20 protein-coding genes are annotated in these 22,156 nt (G+C 61.0%); all 20 read right to left on the reverse strand.

Annotation, left to right across the window (positions count from 1 at the left end):
* Positions 1-128 precede the first annotated feature (128 nt).
* Positions 129-476 (reverse strand): Hpt domain-containing protein, encoded by a 348-nt coding sequence (locus tag HX801_RS12280; RefSeq protein ID WP_003214564.1) that lies wholly within the window; start codon positions 474-476, stop codon positions 129-131.
* Between the two features lie 30 nt (positions 477-506).
* A complete protein-coding gene (locus HX801_RS12285; RefSeq protein WP_177022171.1) occupies positions 507-2,225 on the reverse strand; it encodes a fused response regulator/phosphatase in 1,719 nt (572 codons plus the stop codon).
* Positions 2,222-2,527, reverse strand: a complete 306-nt coding sequence (locus HX801_RS12290) for an STAS domain-containing protein (RefSeq protein WP_003214569.1) — start codon at positions 2,525-2,527, stop codon at positions 2,222-2,224. Before HX801_RS12290 ends, HX801_RS12285 begins: the two co-directional genes overlap by 4 nt.
* A gap of 88 nt (positions 2,528-2,615) precedes the next feature.
* Positions 2,616-3,065 carry a flagellar export protein FliJ gene (fliJ, locus tag HX801_RS12295; protein ID WP_008434833.1) on the reverse strand — a complete coding sequence of 150 codons (450 nt, stop codon included), beginning with the start codon at positions 3,063-3,065 and terminating at the stop codon, positions 2,616-2,618.
* Between the two features lie 3 nt (positions 3,066-3,068).
* A complete protein-coding gene (gene fliI, locus HX801_RS12300) occupies positions 3,069-4,427 on the reverse strand; it encodes a flagellar protein export ATPase FliI (protein WP_087694334.1) in 1,359 nt (452 codons plus the stop codon).
* Positions 4,417-5,181, reverse strand: coding sequence for a flagellar assembly protein FliH (fliH, locus tag HX801_RS12305; RefSeq protein WP_008434837.1), 765 nt, complete (start codon positions 5,179-5,181; stop codon positions 4,417-4,419). Before fliH ends, fliI begins: the two co-directional genes overlap by 11 nt.
* Positions 5,182-5,191: 10 nt before the next feature.
* The gene (fliG, locus tag HX801_RS12310; RefSeq protein ID WP_003214577.1) at positions 5,192-6,211 is read right to left on the reverse strand and encodes a flagellar motor switch protein FliG; all 1,020 of its coding nucleotides are present in this window, start codon (positions 6,209-6,211) and stop codon (positions 5,192-5,194) included.
* Complete coding sequence (gene fliF, locus HX801_RS12315) at positions 6,204-7,979, reverse strand: flagellar basal-body MS-ring/collar protein FliF (protein WP_008434839.1); 1,776 nt, start codon at positions 7,977-7,979, stop codon at positions 6,204-6,206. The genes fliG and fliF overlap by 8 nt, the downstream gene beginning before the upstream one ends.
* A gap of 14 nt (positions 7,980-7,993) precedes the next feature.
* A complete protein-coding gene (fliE, locus tag HX801_RS12320; RefSeq protein WP_003214581.1) occupies positions 7,994-8,326 on the reverse strand; it encodes a flagellar hook-basal body complex protein FliE in 333 nt (110 codons plus the stop codon).
* Between the two features lie 129 nt (positions 8,327-8,455).
* Positions 8,456-9,838 (reverse strand): sigma-54 dependent transcriptional regulator, encoded by a 1,383-nt coding sequence (locus HX801_RS12325; RefSeq protein ID WP_087694335.1) that lies wholly within the window; start codon positions 9,836-9,838, stop codon positions 8,456-8,458.
* 6 nt (positions 9,839-9,844) lie between these two features.
* Positions 9,845-11,056, reverse strand: a complete 1,212-nt coding sequence (locus HX801_RS12330) for a PAS domain-containing sensor histidine kinase (protein ID WP_032899354.1) — start codon at positions 11,054-11,056, stop codon at positions 9,845-9,847.
* Positions 11,057-11,166: 110 nt separating this feature from the next.
* Positions 11,167-12,642, reverse strand: coding sequence for a sigma-54 dependent transcriptional regulator (locus tag HX801_RS12335; protein ID WP_003214588.1), 1,476 nt, complete (start codon positions 12,640-12,642; stop codon positions 11,167-11,169).
* 171 nt (positions 12,643-12,813) lie between these two features.
* On the reverse strand, positions 12,814-13,110 hold the full coding sequence (locus HX801_RS12340; RefSeq protein ID WP_003214590.1) for a hypothetical protein: 297 nt from the start codon (positions 13,108-13,110) through the stop codon (positions 12,814-12,816).
* Between the two features lie 24 nt (positions 13,111-13,134).
* The gene (gene fliS, locus HX801_RS12345) at positions 13,135-13,530 is read right to left on the reverse strand and encodes a flagellar export chaperone FliS (RefSeq protein WP_003214591.1); all 396 of its coding nucleotides are present in this window, start codon (positions 13,528-13,530) and stop codon (positions 13,135-13,137) included.
* 129 nt (positions 13,531-13,659) lie between these two features.
* Entirely contained in the window at positions 13,660-15,039 is a 1,380-nt protein-coding gene (fliD, locus tag HX801_RS12350; RefSeq protein WP_177022172.1) for a flagellar filament capping protein FliD, read from the reverse strand.
* Between the two features lie 80 nt (positions 15,040-15,119).
* A complete protein-coding gene (locus tag HX801_RS12355) occupies positions 15,120-15,479 on the reverse strand; it encodes a flagellar protein FlaG (protein ID WP_102369676.1) in 360 nt (119 codons plus the stop codon).
* A gap of 74 nt (positions 15,480-15,553) precedes the next feature.
* Positions 15,554-17,014: a flagellin gene (locus tag HX801_RS12360; protein ID WP_177022173.1), complete on the reverse strand. Its 1,461-nt coding sequence runs from the start codon at positions 17,012-17,014 to the stop codon at positions 15,554-15,556.
* Between the two features lie 266 nt (positions 17,015-17,280).
* The gene (locus tag HX801_RS12365) at positions 17,281-18,210 is read right to left on the reverse strand and encodes a ketoacyl-ACP synthase III (protein WP_003214601.1); all 930 of its coding nucleotides are present in this window, start codon (positions 18,208-18,210) and stop codon (positions 17,281-17,283) included.
* A 303-nt stretch (positions 18,211-18,513) separates the two neighbouring features.
* The gene (locus tag HX801_RS12370) at positions 18,514-20,097 is read right to left on the reverse strand and encodes a flagellar hook-associated protein 3 (protein WP_003214602.1); all 1,584 of its coding nucleotides are present in this window, start codon (positions 20,095-20,097) and stop codon (positions 18,514-18,516) included.
* A 14-nt stretch (positions 20,098-20,111) separates the two neighbouring features.
* A complete protein-coding gene (flgK, locus tag HX801_RS12375) occupies positions 20,112-22,148 on the reverse strand; it encodes a flagellar hook-associated protein FlgK (protein WP_177022174.1) in 2,037 nt (678 codons plus the stop codon).
* Positions 22,149-22,156: the final 8 nt, after the last annotated feature.

The following is a 22,156-nucleotide window of genomic DNA, read 5'->3' on the forward strand; positions in this document are numbered from 1 at the left end:
TGCTTTCGCTCTGGTTTTTGATGGGGCAGAGCGCTTTGGTTACTGTGCCGCTTTTGCAAAGTGACTCGCTGCAAGAGCGAAACCATAAGCCGCCGTTACCGAAGAAACCGATATACACACCAAAAGCGTCAGAGCTGAAACCGCCCCCGCTCATGCTCATACAACGGCCGCACCAGCGCGAATTCATGGTCAATCTCATCCACCAACTGCGCCAAATCCGCAACCACAGGCTTGGCGGACTTATCCTCGAGCAACTGACAAAGCTCAGCCAACCGCACCGCCCCAAGATTACCGCTACTCCCCTTGAAGCTATGCGCAATCCGCCCAAGCGCCTTGGCATCATCCCGAGCCCGGCGCAACGCCTCTACCCGCTTTTGCGAGTCATCGAGAAAAGTGTCGAGCAGCTTCGGATACTCGCCCTCCATGACCTCCTGCAAGCCAGTCAGCACATCGGGGTCCAGATGAATCTCTGCCACTTGTTCGCTCCTTGATCAAGAATCGGCGGATTATGCCAGAGCCTTCCATGAAAACTCCACGCACACACACCGCCCGCCGTCAGACCAGCCTACATCGCTGCTCAACTGGCGCACCAGGCTCAATCCCCTACCAGACAGACGGTCAACATCCAGCGGCCTGGCCAGCACCTTATCCACATCAAACCCAGCCCCACTGTCCTCGATCCGCAGCGTCAGACCCCCCCCCTCCCCGGTCGGCACCACATCCAGGTGCACCCGCACATACCCCCTATCCAACCGTGCCAGCCGCTCATTACGCTCGCGGTAATACGCAGCAAACCCCTGTGCATCCCGCTTGAGCCGCGAATCCAGCCCCAGCACACCATGTTCAAGCGCATTGGAATACAACTCTGCCATCACGCTGTACAACGCCCCGCTCTGCTCCCGCAGCCCATGAATCTCCAACAGCAACTGCAACAAATACGGCAAAGGGTTGTAGGACTTGAGCGTCTCGGCACGAAACTCAAAACTTACCGACCAATCCAGCGGCGACGACTGCCCACTGTCGGAATACACCACCGACGACGAACGCAACGGCTCATCCGCCTGCAGGCTGATCTCCACCATGCTGATGTCATCGCGCACCTCACCGCGAAAACCCGCCAGGGCCTGTTCGATCTCCTCGAACAACCGGTCCGGCTCGCGATTGGCCGCAAACACCTGCTGCAACCGCTCGGCGCCAAACAACTGTTCATGGGCATCGGCGGTATCCAGCACACCATCCGACAGCAAAAACACTCGGTCACCCAGCGCCATCGGCCAGACTTCAGTGCGGTCATCAAACGCCTCGGCCGCCAGCACGCCCAATGGCAAATGCCGCGACACCAGCGGCGTACGCTTGCCGGTGGTGACGTCATGCACGTAGCCGTCGGGCATGCCGCCATTCCACACTTCCACCACCCGTCGCTGGGCGCTGAGGCACAGCAAGGTGGCACAACAGAACATGTCCACCGGCAGGATGCGCTTGAGCTTGGCGTTCATCTCCCGCAGGGTTTGCGCCAATCCGTAGCCCTTGGCAGTCATGCCGTAGAACACTTCCGCCAGGGGCATGGCGCCGACCGCCGCCGGTAAACCGTGGCCGGTAAAGTCCCCCAGCAGCACATGCATATCGCCCGACGGCGTGTACGCGGCCAGCAGCAAATCGCCGTTGAACAGCGCGTAGGGCGACTGCACATAACGAATATTCGGCGCGGCGTTGATGCAGCCCGAGTGGGCCACCTTGTCGAACACCGCCTTGGCCACTCGCTGCTCCTGCAGCAGGTAGTCGTGGTGCCGGGCGATCAGGTCGCGTTGCTGCAACACCGTGGCCTGCAAGCGACGCAGGCGATCCATGGCATTGATCTTTGCCGCCAGGATCACCTGGTTATAGGGTTTGGCCAGGAAGTCGTCACCCCCGGCATCCAGGCACTGGGCCAGGGCTTCGCTCTCGCGCAGGGAGGTGAGGAAGATGATCGGCACCAGCGCCTCCCCCGCCCGCTGCTTGATCTGGCGGGCCGCCTCGAAGCCGTCCATCACCGGCATCAGGGCGTCCATCAACACCAACTGCGGCCGTTCACGGGTAAACACATCGACCGCTTCCTGGCCGTTACTGGCGGTCAGCACCTGGTGGCCCTGGCGGCGCACGATGGTTGACAGCAACAACAGGTCGGCGGCGCTGTCTTCGGCGATCAACACCGTCAGCGCCTCGAGGACCGGGGCCAGGACGCTCAAGTGAGGTCGAACAGTTTGTCGAAGTTGGAAATGGCCAGGATCTTGCGCACATCGGAGTTGGCGTTGACCACCTGCACTTCGGCATTGTCGCCTCCGGCATGGTCACGCAACAGCAGGAGCATGCCCAGGGCCGAGCTGTCCATGTAGGTGGTTTCCTTCAAGTCCACCACGTAGATCTCGGGCACCTTGTAGAACCGCTCGTAGGCATCACGAAAGGCCTGGTGGCTACCGAAATCGAATCGCCCCCTGACGGTGATCGTCAACTTCGTCCCGTCCAGGGACACTTCTGATTCGACTGACATACGACTGCTTCCTTGTCATTGGCAATGTGCAACAAGGTGTAGCAGGTGATAGGGAAGTGGGCAAATCCATGTAGGAGCGAGGGCGTGGTTAATAGGGGTTTTGGCGGGGAAGACGCTGGGACAATTCATCCAGCAGTTTCTGCTCGCGCTTGTCTTCCAGTGCACGGGCTTCGTCGATGTAGCGCTGCACCAGTTTGCGCAGGCCTTCGACCCGGGCATAGGCCTGTTGCCAGCTGTCGCGGGCCTTGTCGACGTTGGCCTGGTGCCAGGCCAGGCTCTGGCGCTGCTGGCCGACGGCGGTTTCCAACTGGTTGAGAAAGCCCTGGTAGCCCATCAGCCACTGCCCGGAGACGCCCTTGCTGCCACGCTCGATCCACTGCTGCTGATACTCGCCGCGAAAGCGCTCCAGATCCCCCAGCTTGCTTTCCGCCAGGCGAACCTGGCCCTGGAAGTACCCCAGGCGCTGGACGGCGGTCTTTTCAGCTTTTTCGGCCATGTCCACTACCGGGGCAAGGCGCGCGGCGCGAGTGTTGGCCATGGTTTATCCGCCCGGCGCCGGCGCGAAGATGGTGCCCAGGTGTGCCTCGCTTTCACCCATGCTGATCTTGTCGTTAAGGCCCTGGCGCAGGTACGTCACCAGTTGCGGTTGCAGGGCAATCGCCAGGTCGGTCTCGCGATCGCCGCCGGCCACATAGGCGCCGACGCTGATCAGGTCGCGGCTCTGTTGATAACGCGACCACAGTTGCTTGAACTGCTGCGCGCGCATCATGTGCTCCGGGGTGACCACCGACGGCATCACCCGGCTGATGGAGGCTTCGATGTCGATGGCCGGGTAGTGCCCTTCTTCGGCCAGGCGCCGGGACAGCACGATGTGCCCGTCGAGCACACCCCGCGCCGAGTCGGCAATCGGGTCCTGCTGGTCATCGCCCTCGGAGAGTACGGTGTAGAACGCAGTGATCGAACCACCACCGGCTTCGGCGTTACCGGCACGCTCCACCAGCTTGGGCAGCTTGGCGAACACTGACGGCGGATAGCCCTTGGTGGCCGGCGGCTCGCCGATGGCCAGCGCAATTTCCCGCTGGGCCTGGGCGAAACGGGTCAGGGAGTCCATCAGCAACAGGACGTTCTTGCCCTTGTCGCGAAAATATTCGGCGATGCGCGTGCAGTACATCGCGGCGCGCAGGCGCATCAGCGGCGCGTCATCCGCCGGTGAGGCCACCACGACCGAACGCTTGAGGCCTTCTTCGCCGAGGCTGTGCTCGATGAATTCCTTCACCTCCCGGCCCCGCTCGCCGATCAGCCCGACCACGATGATGTCGGCCTCGGTAAAGCGCGTCATCATCCCCAGCAGCACCGACTTACCCACGCCGGTACCGGCGAAGAGGCCCAGGCGCTGGCCGCGGCCCACCGTCAATAAACCGTTGATGCTGCGAATGCCCACGTCCAGCGGCACGCTGATGGGGTTGCGCTTGAGCGGGTTGATGGTCGGGCCGTCCATCGGCACCCAGTCTTCGGCCTTCATCCCACCCTTGCCGTCGAGGGCGCGCCCGGCGCCATCCAGCACGCGGCCGAGCATGCTCATGCCCATCGGCAGGCGGCCGGTGTCGGCCAGCGGCACCACGCGAGCGCCGGGGGCAATGCCGGCAACGCTGCCGACGGGCATCAGGAATACTTTGCTGCCGGAGAACCCCATCACTTCGGCTTCGACCTGCACCGGGTGGTAGCTGTCGTCGTTGATCACCATGCAGCGGCTGCCCATGGCGGCGCGCAGGCCTTCGGCTTCCAGGGTCAGGCCGACCATGCGCAGCAGGCGGCCCTCCAGGATCGGCTGGCCGGGCAACTCGGTGACTTCGGCATAGCCACCCAGGCGCTTGGCGAAGCTGGTGCGGTCAAGGCGCATCGGGGGTGTCCAGCTCTACGCTCAAGTCCGGCTCTGCCGGGTGCAGCGCCTGCTCGTGCAACTGATCGAACAGCTTGGCCATGATCTGCGTGATGCGCGTCTCCACCGTGGCATCGATGCGGCTGTGCTCGGTCTCGACCCGGCAACCACCGGGCAGCAGCGCAGCGTCTTCGACGATGCGCCAGGTTTCTTCATGGCGCTCGCGCAGGGCTTTGACCTGTTCGAAATCCTGCGGGTTGATGTACAGCCGCACGTTGCCGACGCCCAGGGGCAGCAGCTTGAGGGCTTCGCGCATCACGCTTTCGATTTGCGTGGAGTCCAGGGCCAATTCGCGCTGAATCACCTGGCGGGTGATGTGCTCCACCAGCCCGACCATGGCTTTTTCAATCTGCGAGTCCTGCTCGGCGATGGGCTCGAACAGGCTGCCCATCAGGGTTTCCAGGCTGGCCAGCTTGACGCTCAGCGCGGCCTCGGCTTCCTGGCGGACCTTGAGAGTGGTGCTGCGAAAGCCGTCCTTCTCGCCGGTGGAGAAACCTTCGTTGTAGGCTTCCTGGCGAATGCTTTCGAGCTCTTCCAGGGTCAGTGGCTGGACTTCCTCCAGCGGCACTTCTTCCATCTCGGCCGGGGGTTCTTCTACCGGCTCCGGCTCCGGCTCCGGGCGATGCGGGTCGAAACTGGGCAGCGACCAGACGTCGAACCCTCCGACGTCCCGTGCGCGAATCAGATCGCTGGGCGTCTCATCTTTGTTCGACATGCGCGGCGCCTTAAATCATTTCTTCGCCGCCCTTCCCACCGAGAACGATTTCTCCGGCTTCGGCCATACGGCGGGCAATGGTGAGGATTTCCTTCTGTGCAGTTTCCACGTCGCTGACGCGCACCGGGCCCTTGGCCTCGAGGTCGTCGCGCAACAGTTCGGAAGCTCGCTTGGACATGTTCTTGAAGATCTTTTCCTTGACGCCTTCGTCGGAGCCCTTGAGCGCCAGCACCAGCACGTCGGAGGAGACTTCCCGCAGCAACGCCTGGATGCCACGGTCGTCGACGTCGGAGAGGTTGTTGAACACGAACATGAGGTCTTCGATCTGCACCGACAGGCTGTCGTCGATCTCGCGGATCGAGTCCATCAACTGGCCTTCCACCGAGCTGTCGAGGAAGTTCATGATGTCGGCCGCACGCTTGATGCCGCCCAGGGTGGTGCGCGAAGCGTTGGAATTGCCCGAGAACTGCTTCTCGAGAATCGTGTTCAGTTCTTTCAGGGCCGCTGGCTGCACGGTGTTCAACGACGAGACGCGCAGGATGATATCCAGGCGCACCTTATGGTCGAAGTGGCCGAGCACTTCACCGGCCTGGTCGGGGTCGAGATACGCCACCACGATCGCCTGGATTTGCGGGTGTTCGTAGCGGATCACATCGGCCACGGCCCGCGGTTCCATCCACTTCAGGCTGTCGAGGCCGCTGGTGTTGCCACCCAGCAGGATACGGTCGATCAGGCCGTTGGCCTTGTCTTCGCCCAGGGCCGAGGTGAGCATCTTGCGAATGTAGCTGTCGGAGCCGACGCCCAGGCTGGTCTGGTCGCCGACGATCTCGACGAACTCGCTCATCACCTGCTCGACTTGCTCGCGGTGCACATTGCGCATTTGCGCCATGGCCACGCCGACACGCTGAACCTCTTTGGGCCCCATGTGGCGCAGCACTTGGGCGGCGTCGGTTTCTCCGAGGGACAGCAACAGCACGGCGGCTTTGTCGACCCGGGAGAGTTTGGCTACTGCAGCTCGGCTATCACTCATCTGCGTTAATCCACTCTTTCACGACCTGGGCCACACGACCCGGGTCTTCGGCCACCAGGCTCTTGATTGCGTTCAACTGAGCGTCATAACCCTCGCTCGGGCTCGGCAACAGAATGCTTTGCGGGCCACCGAGGCTCACGCGGTCGTTGGCCAGTTCGCCATCGAGGCCGCCCATGCCACCCAGTTCGACGTCGCCGCCGGCCAGGGCCAGTTGCTTCTTGCCGTGGCCGGTGATGTTGTTGAGCACCGGGCGCAGTACGCCGAACACCAGCAACAGGATGAACAACACCCCGAGCACTTGCTTGACGATGTCCCAGAACCACGGCTGAGTATAGAACGCTGCCTCGGCGATGACTTCGCCACGCTCGGCGGAGAACGGCATGTTGATCACGCTGACGCTGTCGCCACGGCTGGCATCGAAGCCCACCGCGTCCTGCACCAGGCGAGTGAAGCGCGCCAATTCATCGGCGCTCCATGGGGCGCGGGTGATGGCGCCGTCTGCGGCATTGACCTTGACCTGGTCATCCACCACCACCGACACCGACAGGCGATTGATCCGGCCCTGTTGCTGCTTGGTGTGGCTGATGGAACGATCAAGCTCGAAGTTCTTGGTGGACTGGTTGCGCTTGTCGGCCGGGTACGGCGCGAGCATGGGCTGGCCGGTGGCCGGGTCCATGATCTGCTGGCCGTTGGCGTCCAGCAGCGGCTGGCCAGGCTGCACCGCGCCTGCGGTAGCGGCAGCGCCACCGGTGGTTTGCGGGGCAGTGGCCGGGGTTGGTGGCTGGTTGCTCAGGGCACCCGGCACGCCTTGCGGGCCATTGCTGGCGGTACGTTGTTCGGTGGTCGATTGCTCGCTGCGCAGGGCCGGCTGGTCCGGGTTGAACTGCTCGGAGGTCGATTCGACGGCGCTGAAGTCGACGTCGGCCGACACTTCAGCCTTGTAGCGATCATTGCCCAACACCGGTTGCAGGATGTTGTGCACCCGCTGGGTCAGCATGCTTTCCATGCGACGGCTGTAGTCGAACTGCTTGCCGGCCATGGTCAGCGAAGAGTTTTCCGCGAGGTCCGACAGCAGGTTGCCCTTCTGGTCGACTACGGTGATCTGCGACTTGCTCAATTCAGGAACGCTGGTGGCCACCAGGTTGATGATCGCCAATACCTGGCCAGGCTCAAGGGAGCGGCCGGCAAAGAGTTCGACCAGGACCGAGGCGCTGGGCTTGCGTTCATCGCGCACAAACACCGAGCTTTTCGGAATCGCCAGGTGCACGCGGGCGCCCTTGACGTTGTTCAGGGCAGAGATGGTGCGCGCCAGTTCGCCTTCCAGGCCGCGACGGTAGCGGGTGGCTTCCATGAACTGGCTGGTCCCCAGGCCCTGGTCCTTGTCGAGGATTTCAAAGCCGATATTCGCGTCGGACGGGGTTACGCCGGCAGCCGCCAGCTTCATCCGCGCACGGGCCACATCGTCGGCCTTGACCAACAGGGCGCCGGAATTCGGTTCGACGGTGTAGCTGATGTCTGCCGCCGCCAGGGTTTCCATGATCTGCTTGGAATCCATGCCGGCCAGGCTGCCGTACAACGGACGGTAATCCGGTTGCTGGGACCACAGCACCACGGCAAAACCAATCGCCACGCTGGCAGCCAGGCCGACCATCAGGCCCACCTGACGCAACATGGTCATCTCGGAGAGGTTTTCCAGGAACGACAGGCCAAACAGCGGCGGCTTGCCGTCTGCCTTGGCGGGTGCGTTATCCACGAGTGCTTCTGCCATGACTCAAATCGTCCTTAAACCGGCATCTGCATGATGTCTTGATAGGCTTGAACCAGTTTGTTGCGCACCTGGGTCAAGGCCTGGAATGAAACGCTGGCTTTTTGCGAGGCGACCATCACGTCGGTGAGGTCCACGCCGCTCTTGCCGATCTCGAAGGCGGTCGCCAACTGATTGGATGCCTGCTGGGTGTCGCTGACTTTGTTGATGGCCTGGCCGAGCATGTCGGCAAAGCTGCTCTGGCCCAATTCCGGTACGGCTTGCGCGGCGGATTTCGGTTGAGCCATGGCATCCATTTGCATGGACCGCATATCCAACATCAACCGATTGAACTCAACACCTTGGCTCATGAACTTTCTCTCCGACGACCCGCAATTTTTTGACACTACACAGCGATTACAGGGGTGGTAGCAACAAGGGTGCCAGCTCCGTGGCATTCTGTAAGAAAAGGCGACTGGCCCTGTCGGCTTTGAGAATTTTCAGGTGGCGTAGAGATAGGCTTCCACGTCCATCCCGGCGTCACGCATCTGCGCCAGCTTGTAGCGCAGGGTGCGCGGGCTGATGCCCAGGCGCTCGGCGGCTTCTTTGCGGCGCCCGCGCTCGGAGCGCAGGGTGTCGATGATCATCTGGAATTCCCGGCGACGCAGGTCGTCACCCAGGGCGCCGGCGGATTCGGCAGGCACGGCTTCGACCTGTGGCGCGGCAGCCAGGCTCGGCTGCGGCGCTGCGCCCGCGCCCATGGCCAGGCAGAAATCCTGGGGCTGGATCAGGCCGCCCTGCTGCAAAATCAACGCACGCTGGATCGCATTGTCCAGTTCCCGCACGTTGCCGGGCCACGGGTAACTGATCAGACAGGCCTGGGCCTCGGCCGACAAGCGCGCCTGGGCATGCTTCATTTTATTGACGTGCTTGCCCAGCAGGCGCTCGGCCAGCGGGATGATGTCGGCCGGGCGCTCGCGCAACGGGCGCCAGGCCAACGGGAACACCGAGAGCCGGTAGAACAGGTCCTCACGGAAGCGCCCCGCCGCCACTTCGCCCGCCAGGTCGCGGTTGGTGGTGGCGACCACACGGATGTCCAGCTGGATCGGCTTGCGTGCGCCCACCCGCTCCACTTCGCGCTCCTGCAACACCCGCAGCAACTTCGCTTGCAGGCCCAGGGGCATTTCGGAGATTTCGTCGAGCAGGATGGTGCCGCCGTCGGCCTGTTCGAACTTGCCGGCCTGCGCCGCGATGGCGCCGGTGAACGAGCCCTTCTCATGGCCGAACAAGGTGGCTTCGAGCATGTTGTCGGGAATGGCCGCGCAGTTGATCGCAATGAACGGCTGGCTGGCACGATGGGATTGCTGGTGGATGTAGCGCGCCAGTACTTCCTTGCCGGTACCGGACTCGCCGGAGATCAGCACGGTGGAATCGCTGCGGGCAACACGGGCCGCCAGTTCCAGCAATTGCGCGCTGGCCGGCTCGAAGGCAATCGGGCCTTCACCCTCGGCAGCGCCCAGGGTGCCAAGGGCATGCCGGGCGACCAGTTCGATCAAGGCTTTGGGTTCGAAGGGTTTCACCAGGTAATCCGCAGCGCCCTGACGCATGGCGTCGACGGCACGCTCGACGGCGCCGTGGGCGGTCATCAGCAGCACCGGCAGTTGCGGCTGGCGCGCACGCAACAGGCCGAGCAACTGGTGTCCGTCCATACCCGGCATGTTGACGTCGCTGACCACCAGGCTGAAGGACTCCTGCTCCACCGCGTCCAGGGCTTCTTCGGCAGAACCGACCGCCCGATAGTCATGGCCCGCCAGCAACAGCGTGTCAGCCAATGCTTCACGCAGGGCGCGATCGTCTTCAACCAATAAAACCTTGATAGCCATGACCTTTTACTCCGCGCTGACGGCGCATGAAAACAGCGGCAGCGTGATCAACGCGCACGTGCCACGACCCAACCGGGAATGCAGCTGCAATTCTCCCTGATGTGCACGGGCGACTGCCTTGACCACGGTCAGGCCCAGGCCGGTCCCGTTGGTCTTGGTGGTAAAAAAAGGCTCGCCGAGGCGCTGCAGCACCACCGGGTCAATCCCGCTGCCGCTGTCGCTGATGCTCAGGCGCAGGGTCTCGCCACGGTTGTACAGGTGCACCTTGAGCCGCGCCCCGGGGCCGCTGGCCTGGGTCGCGTTTTCGATCAGGTTGAGCAGCGCGCCCACCAGGGTGTCGCGGTTGCACAGCAACTCGCCGTAATGGCTGTCGCACTGCCAACGGACTGACGCTTCCTGAATATGAGTGGCGGCCGCCGCTTGCAGGGACTGCATCAAGGCGGCCGGGGTGACGCGGTCGGTCAGCGGCAATTCGCCGCGGGCAAACACCAGCATGTCGCGCACCTGATGCTCCAGTTCGTGCAGGCGCTCCTTGAGGCGGCCGGCAAAACGCTGGTGGGTGGCGGCGGGCAATTGCTCATCAGTCAAATGACTGGCGTAAATCAGCGCGGCCGACAATGGCGTACGAATCTGGTGGGCCAGGGAAGCGACCATTCGCCCCAAAGACGACAGGCGCTCATGGCGGGCCAACTGGTCTTGCAGGTGCCGGGTTTCAGTCAGGTCGTTGAGCAACACCAACTGGCCGGGCTCGGCATCCAGGGAACGCGTGGCGATGGACAGGCGGCGCCCATCCTTGAGGGAAATTTCGTGGCCGTCGTCTTCCCGCGGGGCAAAGCAGCGGGTGATGACCTCACGCCACAGCTCGCCCTCCAGCGGCAGGCCAAGCATGTTGCAGGCCGCCGGGTTGGCTTCGCGCACACGGCCCTGCTCGTCGATGACGATCACGCCACCGGGCAACAGGTCGAGGAGGTTTTGCAGACGGTTGGCCAGTCGCTCTTTCTCGGCCAGCTCTTCCATGCGCTGGGCACTGACCACGGCCAACTCGCCCTTAAGCTCGGAAACCCGGGCTTCCAGCAGGCTGTAGGAGTCAGTCAACTGGCTCGACATCTGGTTGAACAGGGAAAAAGCCTGTTCAAGCCCGAGGCGGCTGATCTGCTCTACGGAGGGGGCCGGCCCCTGAGTGTCAGGGACCGAAGATAGTTGGGCGGCGTGGGGCATCATGCTCTCTCGCTTGGCTGACCGTCAGTTAAACGGAACGTTGCGAGTGCTGTAGCAATACCCGTGCCTAAAAAAATAGGCTTAGTTTTCAGTCAGTTGAAAAACAGGCGTCAATCATCCGCCTGTTCATCACCTTCCTTGCGGCTCATGCCGTACTTGCGCATCTTCTCCACCAGGGTGGTACGTCGGATGCGCAGGCGCTCGGCGGCACGGGCGACGATACCGTTGGCGTCGTCGAGTGCCTGCTGGATCAGGCCCTGTTCGAGGCTGCCGAGGTAGTCCTTCAAGTCCAGGCCTTCCGGCGGCAGCATGGCGGTGGAGCCGAAGTCCGGCGTGTGGCCGTTGATGGCCACGCGCTCTTCCAGGTCGCTGCGCAGGCTGTCCACCAATTGCTCGTCTTCGTCGTCGACGTAGCGGAATTTCTTCGGCAGCTCGACCACGCCGATCACCCCGTACGGGTGCATGATCGCCATGCGCTCCACCAGGTTGGCCAGCTCGCGGACGTTGCCCGGCCAGCCGTGGCGACACAGGGACATGATCGCCGCCGAGTTGAAGCGAATCGAACCGCGCTTTTCGTGTTCCATGCGCGAGATCAGTTCGTTCATCAGCAGCGGGATGTCTTCGACGCGCTCGCGCAGGGGCGCCATTTCGATCGGGAATACGTTGAGGCGGTAGTACAGGTCTTCGCGGAAGCTGCCGACCTCGATCATGCTTTCGAGGTTCTTGTGGGTGGCCGCGATGATGCGTACGTCGACGCTCTGGGTCTTGTTGCTGCCCACGCGCTCGAAGGTGCGCTCCTGCAATACCCGCAGCAGCTTGACCTGCATCGGCAGCGGCATGTCGCCGATTTCGTCGAGGAACAGGGTGCCACCGTTGGCCAGTTCAAAACGCCCGGCACGGCTGGTGATCGCCCCGGTAAAGGCGCCCTTCTCGTGGCCGAACAGTTCGCTTTCCAGCAGTTCTGCCGGGATCGCCCCGCAGTTGACCGGCACGAACGGCCCGTCACGACGCTTGGAATGGTAGTGCAGGTTGCGTGCGACCACTTCCTTGCCGGTGCCCGACTCGCCAAGGATCAGCACACTGGCGTCGGTGTCGGCCACTTGCTGCATCATCTGGCGCACGTGCTGGATCGCACGACTGGTGCCGACGAGGCTGCGGAACAGGTTGGGTTCGCGGTGACGGCCGCGCTCGCGGGCCTGGTCGTACATCTCGCGGTAGACCTGGGCACGGTGCAGGGAGTCGAGCAATTTGCTGTAGCTGGGGGGCATTTCGAGGGTGGAAAGCACGCGGCGGCGCTGGTCTTCCGGAAGGTCCACGGAAGAAATATCGCCCATCAGCAACACCGGAAGGAACTCATCCCAGGTCGACAGTGTCTTTAACAAGCCCAGTACTGCACCAGGAGCGTTTACCGTCCCGATCAGCACACAAATGACTTCGCGGCTCGACGACAAAGAGCTGACCGCCTGCTGCCAGTCGTGGCTGCCACAGGGTAGATTTTCTTCGCCAAGAAAATTCAGGATCACCGCCAGATCGCGGCGCCGAACGCTATCGTCATCGATCAGCAGAATTTTGGTTTCACGCCACATGCAATAGCAACTTCCCTAGTAAAACTCTAATGCCCTCGAGTTGGGGCAATCTAGATTGCTGTAGGCATTTTCTGCGCTACGGCTTTCTGACGTCTGAAAATAGCACTAGTTAAGTCAAAAAATCGTGCACAGTCAAATTTATGACGCGCGGTGTTCGGATTAACTGAGCCTTCAGCCGAACATATGGTAAACCTTTGACGCATGTTTAGCTCGGTTGAACTGCGACATCTCTTCGAAAATAGCCTGTCGCTCCCCTGTCGTCGCCTCAAGCAACTGCTGGTAGACCGAAAGCAAGTCTTCCAGTTTTGCCCGAATGGCTGCCTCATCCGCCGATTCCTCGTTGAGCGCAGCATCGATCAACGCGCGGCAGCCCAAATCCAGTTCGCCGATCGCCCCCCAGTTGCGTTCAGCCAACGCCTCGGACAGCGCCTCACGGGTCTCGTCGATTTTTTGCAATGCTTGGCTCATGACATCGTCCTCAGGCCTTACGGCCTACTGTACCTCTGTGGCAATACCGTCCCAGCCTTCCTTGAGCGTAATCATCAGACCTGCGACCTCATCGATCATCGCAGCGTCATTCTGACGGTTGGCTTCCAGCAGGCGCATGGTCATGAAGGCATACAGGTTATCCAACTGCTGCAGTGCAATCGGGTCCGGGGTCTTCTCGGGGTTCAGGCCGTCACGCAACCCGACGAGGATGTCCACCGCCTTGCCCAGCATCAACCCCTTCTGCGCGATATCACCGCGAGCCATCGCACCCTTGGCCTGCGCCATACGATCCAGTGCGCCTTCCATCAGCAACTGCACCAGGCGGTGCGGGCTGGCTTCGGAGATCTGGGCGTGGGTGTTGACCTTCTGGTATTGGCGAAGGGCTCTCATGGGATTCATGTTTCTACCTCGTGACAGGCGACAGCTAAAAGGGTGGACGCTGATTATTATGTCGACGGCGTTACACAAAACTTTAGCCCGCCTGGCGCTTTGACTCAGCGCCTTCGGCGGGCTTTATCCATCCGCCAATCAGGTGGACTTCGGATTGTTCAGCGAGTTGAGTGTGGTCATGACGCTGTCGCCCTGAGCCTTGAGCTGCGCAACCAGGGAGTCCATGGCGTTGTATTTCAGGGTCAGGGACGCCGTCAGGGCATCAGAACGCGTGTTCAGGGCGGTCTGCTGGTTGGTCAGGTCCTTGAGGTTGTCCTGCAGGGTCGTGGACTTTTGGGCGAACACCCCGGTCTTGCTCAGCGCAAAGTTGGCGGTGGCATTCGTCAGGCTTGCCAACAGTCCGCTGGGCCCGGTGAAGATGCTGTTGATGTCGGAGCCATTAGTGAGGACCGCCTTGTCAAACGCCACATCACTGACGCTCAGGGTGCCCGCTGTCTGGTCCGTGGTCACGCCAAACTGCGCCAGGGATGAAAACGAGCCGCTACCGGTCACCGAGTTCATCACGTTGCGGATCGACGCCATCATGCTGCGCACCGAACTGTCCCCGGTCAACGGGCCTGGCGTGACGGAACCGTCGGCATTGGTGGTGACCTGAGTCTCGGCATTCACAGCCTTGACCAACGCACTGTAGGTATCTGTGAAGCCCTTGACTGCCGACTTCAGGGTTGCGCTGTTCGCAGACACTTTGATCGTCGAAGGGGCATCGGTCCCCGAAACCCCCGTCAAGGTAATGCTCACACCACTGATTGCGTCGGGCAGGGTATTACTCTTGGACTCTTGAGGGCTGCCATCAAGGTTATATATGGCGTTCTGCGGCGCCGAGCCCACAACCGTCGCACCCGTATCCAGGCCCGAGGAACCCTTGAAGGTGATGTCGCTACCGACACCGGTCGTCGACGATGTGACCACCAACCGCGAACCGTTGGAGTCAGTCAGGATGTTGGCACTCAAGCCCGCGTTGCCGTACTGCGAGTTGAGCGAATCGCGCACCTGCTGCAGGGTTCCGCCCGGTGGCACACTGACGCTGTAATTCTTGCCGGACTGGGAGACCGTAAACACCGTCGCCGAGACCCCGGAATTGACAACGGCCGTCGGCCCGCCAGGAATTACTGCCGTGGAGACCTTTGACGCCGTGGCCAATTGGGTGACACCCAGCGTAAAGTTGCCGGCGGCGGCACCTGGGCCCAACGTGACCGTCGCGAGCTTGTCGTTCGACAGCGTCGAACTCAAGCCGCTGAAGTTAACAGTCTTGGTCATGGTGTCCAACGCGCCCCGGAACGCGTCCAGAGCCGCCTGGATCTTGCCGATCGAAGTCAGTTGCGCAGTGGATGTTTTGGTCTGGCTGTCGATCTGCGCTTGCTTGGGTGCGGTTTGCGACCCCACCAACGACTTAACAAGACCTTGAACGTCGATGCCCGTACCCGGGCCGTTGACCGTTAGACCTGCTACGACTGTCATCGTCTTTCTCCTAATCCGGGGCTGATGCTTTATTGACGAATCACGCTCTAGGCAGTTTTCGCAACAAAGTTCATGCCAGTTTAGACCTTGGCGTCAAACAGCAAGCTGCTGGCGTCATGAAGGCTCTGGGCGAGTTTCAGTGCCAATTCCGAAGGAATCTGGCGAATGACCTCACCGCTTTCGGTCGCAATGACCTTGACCACAACCTGGTGGGTGGAGTCATCAATGGAAAAATCCAGTTTGCGCTGGGCAGCCTGGATGAATTCGTTTATGTCGTTGACCGCTTTTTTCAAGTCGGTGTGGCTCGATGGCTGCTGGGCATCTTTCGCGCCAGCAACGGCGTCCACCTTGGGCTTCTGCGGATCGGCACTGACAGGAGCAGGTGCATTCTGTGGCGCTGCCGCAGGGTAAGACAGGTTCAGTTTGACGCTCATGTCCATGACCAATCACCTCATTAGACAAAAGACAAAAGGGCACGTAAACGCGCCCTTCCGTCAGTTACCAAGCGCCGTTATTACTGAAGCAGCTTCAGTACAGCGGATGGCAGTTGGTTCGCCTGGGACAGGATCGCAGTCGAAGCCTGTTGCAGGGTTTGTTGCTTGGTCAGCTGAGCGGTTTCAGCAGCGAAGTCAACGTCCTGGATCACGCCACGGGCAGAAGTGGAGTTGTCCGAGATGCTCTGCAGGTTGGCGATGGTGTTGTCGAAACGGTTTTGTACAGCACCGAGGTCAGCACGCTGGGAGTCGATGGTGGACAGTGCCTGGGTCAGCACGTCAACAGCGCTCTGTGCGTTGGCAGCGGTGGTCACGTCGGTGTTGCTGACAACAACTTTCGCCGAGTTGACAGCGTTGACGCCAGTTGCACCGAACAAGCCAGCAACACCACCACCGGTACCAGTCAGCGAGTAGCTGGAGCTGGAGTTCAACGAGATAGCGCCGGTAGCAATCAGCGGACCTGCGACCAGAGGGGTTGCGGTGGCGTTAAACTTGCCGTCGCCGCCTTTGGTAGCGATGCTCATCAGCTGACCGCCGGCGTCAGCGTTATTAAAGGTGAAGTTCTCACCCGAGTCGGATTTGATCGACAGAGAGCCGGTCGACTGGTCGAAGTTAACGCTGATGCCCAGCTTGGCAGCGTTGGAGTTCAGTTGGTCGGCCAGGTCAGCAGCGCTGGTGATACCGGTGAACGAAACAGTAGTGGCGCTAGGACCGCTACCGACTGTCAGGTCGAACTTACCGTTTGGAGTAGCAGCCGGGAAGCTGGCAGGTACAGTGAACTTAAGTTCAGTGCTGGCGGAGGCCTGCAGGCCGCCGACTGCGCCGTTCAGTTGGGCAGCGATATCCTTGGCCGAAGCACCATCTGCGATGGCCAGCGAAGCAGAGGTCTGGCCGCCACCGGTCACACTGATGGTACCGGCTGCAATACCGGTAGCCGTAGGTGTTTGGGCAGAAGACAGCAGCTGCTGCGAACCAATGTTGTTAGCCGCTACGTTGCCCAGGCTCATGTTGATGGTCTGGTTGGCGTTGGCGCCCACTTGGAAAGCGGTAGTACCGAAAGAACCGTCCAGCAGGTTACGACCACCGAAAGTGGTGGTAGAAGCGATACGGGTCAATTCAGAAGTCAGAGCCGCGTACTGAGCCTGGTTCGACTTACGGTCGTCAGCGCTGAGGGAGCCGTTAGCGGACGACAGAGCCAGGGAACGCATGGTCTGCAGGATGTTGGTGGATTGCTGCATCGCGCCTTCAGCAGTTTGCGCGATGGAGTTACCGTCACCGGCGTTCTTGATGGCAACGCCCAGGCCGTTGATCTGGCTGGTCAGACGACCAGCGATTTGCAGGCCGGCCGCATCGTCTTTGGCGCTGTTGATACGCAGGCCGGAGGACAGGCGCTGCATGGAAGTTTGCAGGGCGCTGGAAGCCTTGTTCAGGTTGTTCTGAACGGTCAACGAAGCAAGGTTGGTGTTTACTGTTAATGCCATGACGAAATCCTCGTGGGTGGTGTACTGCGGCTTCCGGCCCTGGCAACCGCCGGGTGTGGCCTAGAGAACCTTCGTAATAGTTATCGTCGTGAAAGCAGGTTGCTTGAGGACTTTTTTGATTTTTTTTACTGGCGCCGTGCCACCCCTTTTAATTCAAGCATTTACGATAGCCCAAACCCCAGCAATTGTTGGCTTTCTGGCGCCAAATAAAAAACGCCCATAATCTTTCGATCATGGGCGTTTTTTTGTGCAGCGCCTTTAAGTCGTCAAGGGCGGTGCAAAATCGCCGAGCCCCAGGACAGCCCCACACCAAAACCACTGATGGCGACGCGCTTCCAGGTGGAGTCGAGCATGTGCTTTTCCAGCAGCAGCGGAATGCTCGAGGACACGGTGTTGCCGGTCTCGACCATGTCCTTGATGAACTTGTCCACCGGCGCGTCTTCGAAACGCCGGGCCACGGCGTCGACAATCGCCGCACTGCCCTGGTGGATGCAGAACGCATCGATCTCGTCAGCCTTGAGGTCCGATTCGTTGAGCAGCTCGTGCAAATGCGCCGGCACCTTGAGCAAGGCGAAGTTGAACACCTGGCGGCCGTTCATGAAGAACACGCCATCGCTGACCTTCAAGTGCGGCGCACCGGAGCCGTCAGTGCCGAACTTGGACTTGCCCAACTGCCACGGCGCGTCTTCACCCATCCAGGTGGCGGTAGCGGCATCGCCGAACAGCATGGTGGTGTTGCGGTCTTCCGGGTCGACGATCTTCGAGTACGGATCGGCGGTCACCAGCAGGCCGTTCTTCAGGCCGGTGGCTTCCATGAAGCCCTTCATCGCATAGATGCCGTAGACGTAGCCCGAGCAGCCCAGGGAAATATCGAAGGCCGCCACGTGCGTCGGCAGGCCCAGCTTGTCCTGGACGATGGCGGCGGTGTGAGGCAAGCCCTCTTCGTCACCATTCTGGGTAACGACGATCAGCGCATCGATGGACTCGCGCTTCAAATCGGGGTTGTTGGCAAACAAGGCGTTGACCGCCTCGACGCACAGATCGGAGGTTTCCTGCGCGGCATCCTTGCGCGGCAGGAACGCCGAACCGATCTTGCCAATGATGAATTCTTCATCCTTGGCGAATTTGGCACCCTGGGCGTAGTTATCAATCCCGTCTGCCGGCACGTAACTGGCGATGCTTTTTATGCCAATCATTGTGGCTTCCCAATACTAAATAGCTGGAGAACACCCCGCGAGACACGTCGCCGGGTGCTGACAATAATGGGGATGACCCCGCAAAAAACTCGCCGAAAACCGCCTTTGTACCCTGGCGGCAGGCCCTCGCAGAGACCTGGCGACGACCTATCCTTTTCACACGATACAGTGAAGATGCGCTTTATGACTCACAGGTCACTCAATTTTCTGCGCTTTGTGCGAAACACGGGGACATACAAACGCCAAAAACCACAACGGCCCACCCCGTTTCCAGGGTGAGCCGCCGGTTTGCAGCCGCGGACATCACATTTTGTTGAACAGGCTCAACTGAGAGATTTTCACAAAGGCCAACTGAGAGGCCTGCAGCATGGTTTGCTGAAGCTGCAGGTTGATCGCCGCCTGACCCATGTCGACGTTGCCCAAGGAACTCATGGTGTTGGTATTGGCAGTCCCCAGGCTGGTGTTTTCATCCGTTTGAAGATCCAGGGCATTCTGGCGAGCACCGATGGAGCCGCGCACCTGGTCAATCTGTGAACTGGCGTTGTTGAGGTTGCCGATGGTTTTGGCCACCACATCCTTGAGGTTGTTCTGCGCGACCAGGTTGCCGTCAGCCGGCGTTTCCAGGGCTTTGCGCAATTGGCTCAACGTGTCCAGGGCGTTTTCGTTCTTGTTGCTGACGGCGCTGACCGCAAACTGGTCGCCCGCCCCTGGCGCACCACTGATGTCGAACGTCACGCCGGCCGCGTTGATCGAGGTGGCACCGGCAGCCATGGTGCCGGTCGCGATGGTCTTGCTGTTCGGACTGTAGGGCTGCGCATACACCTCATACGTGGTGCCGCTGGTGAATTTGATCACCGCACCGGTATCAGGGAAGGTGCTGGCGTAGGCCGCCTGATCCGTCACCTGGCCACCGGTCACTTGTGCAGTCGACGCGTTGCCTGGGGAACGCGAAGCACTGAAGGTGTCCGGCTTGGATTGCAGGGTGAACGCCTTGCCCGCCACCAGTGCGTCGGAGTCAGCGCCGGGCGCAACGTCCGCGCCGAGCGTCAGGCTGATATCGAACTTGACGCCGCGCAGGTTGACGCTGGATGCGCCCTCTTTGGTCGCGTCGAAAGTGCCGTTGCCGGGAATCTCCGAGGTAACGTCGTTGCCGTCCTTGTCGGTCACGGAATACTGCGTGCTGCTGCTGAAGGTCAGCTTGTAGGGCTGGCCGTCGGTAAAACTCTTGGTGTAGGTGACACCGGAGGTCACCGTGCCCGCCGATACCGCGACCTTGCCGTCATTGACCGCAGGCGGCAACAACGTAGCCTGGGTGCGACCGGTGTTGGTCGAACTTTCCATCATCGACTTACCGGTGTCGCCCCCCGCCATCGACAGATTGTCCGAGATCTGCAAGCTCAGCGGCGTCTCGTCACCCTGATACGTGTAGGTGCCGTCGTTATTGCGGATGTAAGGCGGCGTGTCGGTTTTCGACCCGGAAAACATGTAGTTGCCGTTGGCATCCTTGGAGTTGAGCAAGCCCAGCACCTGGTCCTCAAGCGCGCCCACTTCGCTGGCGATGGATTTACGATCGTCATCGCTCAGGGACTGGTTGGCCGCACGCAGCGCCAGTTCATTACCGCGCTGCAAGGCGGTGTTGATGCTCTTTAACACCGATTCTTCGTTGGTCAGCGAGTTCTGCAGGGTGTTGATGTTGCCGTTGAACTGGCCAAGCATGTCTTTCTGTTGCTGCAATTGCAGCAAGCGCGCGGCGGCGACCGGGTCATCGGAGGCGGTTTGCACCCGGATACCGCTGCTCGCCTGGTCCTGGGCTTTCACCACACCGGAATAGTTCGTCTGGTACTTGCTGGCGCTGGTGTCGAAATACTGCTGTGTAGAAATACGCATCGTCCCAGACTCCTTTAAAGGGCATTAATCAGTGTGCTGAAAGTTTCTTGCGCAGCCTTGATGATCTGCGACGACGCGGTGTAGTACTGCTGGAACTTGATCATGTCACCCGCCTCTTCATCCAGGTTGACCTGGGACACCGAGTTGCTGGCCGCCTTGTTCGCTGCCAACAGCGCACCCGTCGCGGTGGAGTCGGTAGCGGCCTGGCTGGCTTTTGAGCCCACCTGCGACACGAGTCGGGCGTTGGCGCTGACCAGGCTCACACCCGGGCTGCCGTCGCTGGCGCCCACGGTGGCCTTGGTCTGCAAGTCCAGCAATTGCTGGGCGTTGCGGTTGTCGGAGGTGCCCGAAGCGTTGAACGAGAAAGTCGTGCTGTCACCATTGGCAGGCGAGCCGCCGACCGTGGTGTCGAAGTTGAAGCTTTTGCCCGGGATCAACGCACCGGAGGCATCGCGCATCGGTACGTTGATGCTGATCTTGTTGCCCTGGCCCGGGATGATGGTGCCACTGCCGATCGGATTGCCTTGCGCGTCGCTCACCGTATACGACTGGGTGCCGTCGGCGGCCGGCTTGCCAAAGAGCATTTTTACCGGCATGGAGTTTTCGATGCCGGCGCGCAACTGGGCGGTATCAGCGCCGCCATGAATATCCAGCGGCACAGTCAGCTGAGGCGGTGTGAACGTACCGGTGCCGGTGTTGGTCTTGCTTGCGTTCCCCGCCAAGGGGCCCGCGAAGGCGAGCTTGTTGACGTCCTTCAGGTCGACACCGATGCCCGTGGCCCCGTTGGCCGTGGGGCTGACCTTGAAGCTGTCACCGGCAGCCATGGGCCCTTTGCCGTCCAGTGCCAGGGTAAAGCCATCAATCACCGGCGGCGGCGTGGTGGTAGTGTCGAACGAACCCATGGCCTTGCCGTCGGAGCGGACGACGCTGTACTGGTTACCACTGGTAAACGTGACTTTGTAGTCGTAGGTCGTCAGCTGGCTGCTGTCCTTGATCGTGACATTCAGGTTGCCAGACCCCGCGCTGTTGCCGGCGGCCCCTTGGCTGCGCTGGGAAATCGCCGCCGCGCTGTTGATATCGGTGAACAGCGACGAACCGAATTCGCCGTTGAGGTCCAGGCCCTGGCCCAACTGGTTGTTGATCGTGTCTGCCGTGGCAATCGCGATGCGCCCCAGATCATTGATGGCCGGCATCAGCACGTCACTGCGATAGCGCAGCAAGCCACCGATACTGCCGCCGGTGACCACATTGCCAAGGTCAATGGACGAGTCGCCCATCGAGAGCTGGATGGTGTACTGGCTATTGTCGGTGCTACTCGGTACCGCAGAGATATTATTGGATATCCCGCCTTCCACCAGCGACTGCCCCGTACCGGTCGTAATACTGAACTGTCCGTTTTTTTCCGTGGCCGTAACGCCGATCAGCTCGTTGAGCGAGCGCACCGCTTCGTCACGCGAGTCCAGCAGGTTGGCCGGCGCACTGCTGGAAGTCCCCTGGGCCTGGGCAATCTGCTTGTTGAGCGAGGCGATCGAGGACGTCAGCTTGTTGACCTGATCCGTCATGGTGCTCAACTGACTGTTGATCGTTTGTTTCTGCTGGTTCAACTGGCCGGAAATGGAGTTGAAGCGGTTGCTCAGGGTCTGGGCGCTGGTCAGCAGCAATTGGCGCGCGGACACGTCGCCCGGGGTGGCAGAAGCCGTCTGCGCCGCCGCGAAGAAGGCACTGAGCACCGAAGACATGCCGGTGTTGGAATCCGACAAGGTCTTGTCGATGGCACTGGCCTGGTCCAGGTAGGCGTTGGCATCGCTGTCGAGTGCCGTGCTGTTCTGGTAAGCCGTGGTGAGAAACTGGTTGTACACCCGACGCACGTCCGCCAGGGTCGTACCGGTGCCGATAAATACGCCGCCGTAGGCGTTCGACGCATTCGCGGTCTGAGCGCTCTGTTGACGCGAGTATCCCGGGGTGTTGACGTTGGCGATGTTGTTACTTAAGACCGACAACGATCCCTGGGCGGCATTGAGCCCCGACATCCCGATATTGAGCAAACTCATGATTCAGA

The organism is Pseudomonas sp. G1002, assembly GCF_013385455.1.
In the GTDB taxonomy this organism is placed as follows: Bacteria; Pseudomonadota; Gammaproteobacteria; order Pseudomonadales; family Pseudomonadaceae; genus Aquipseudomonas.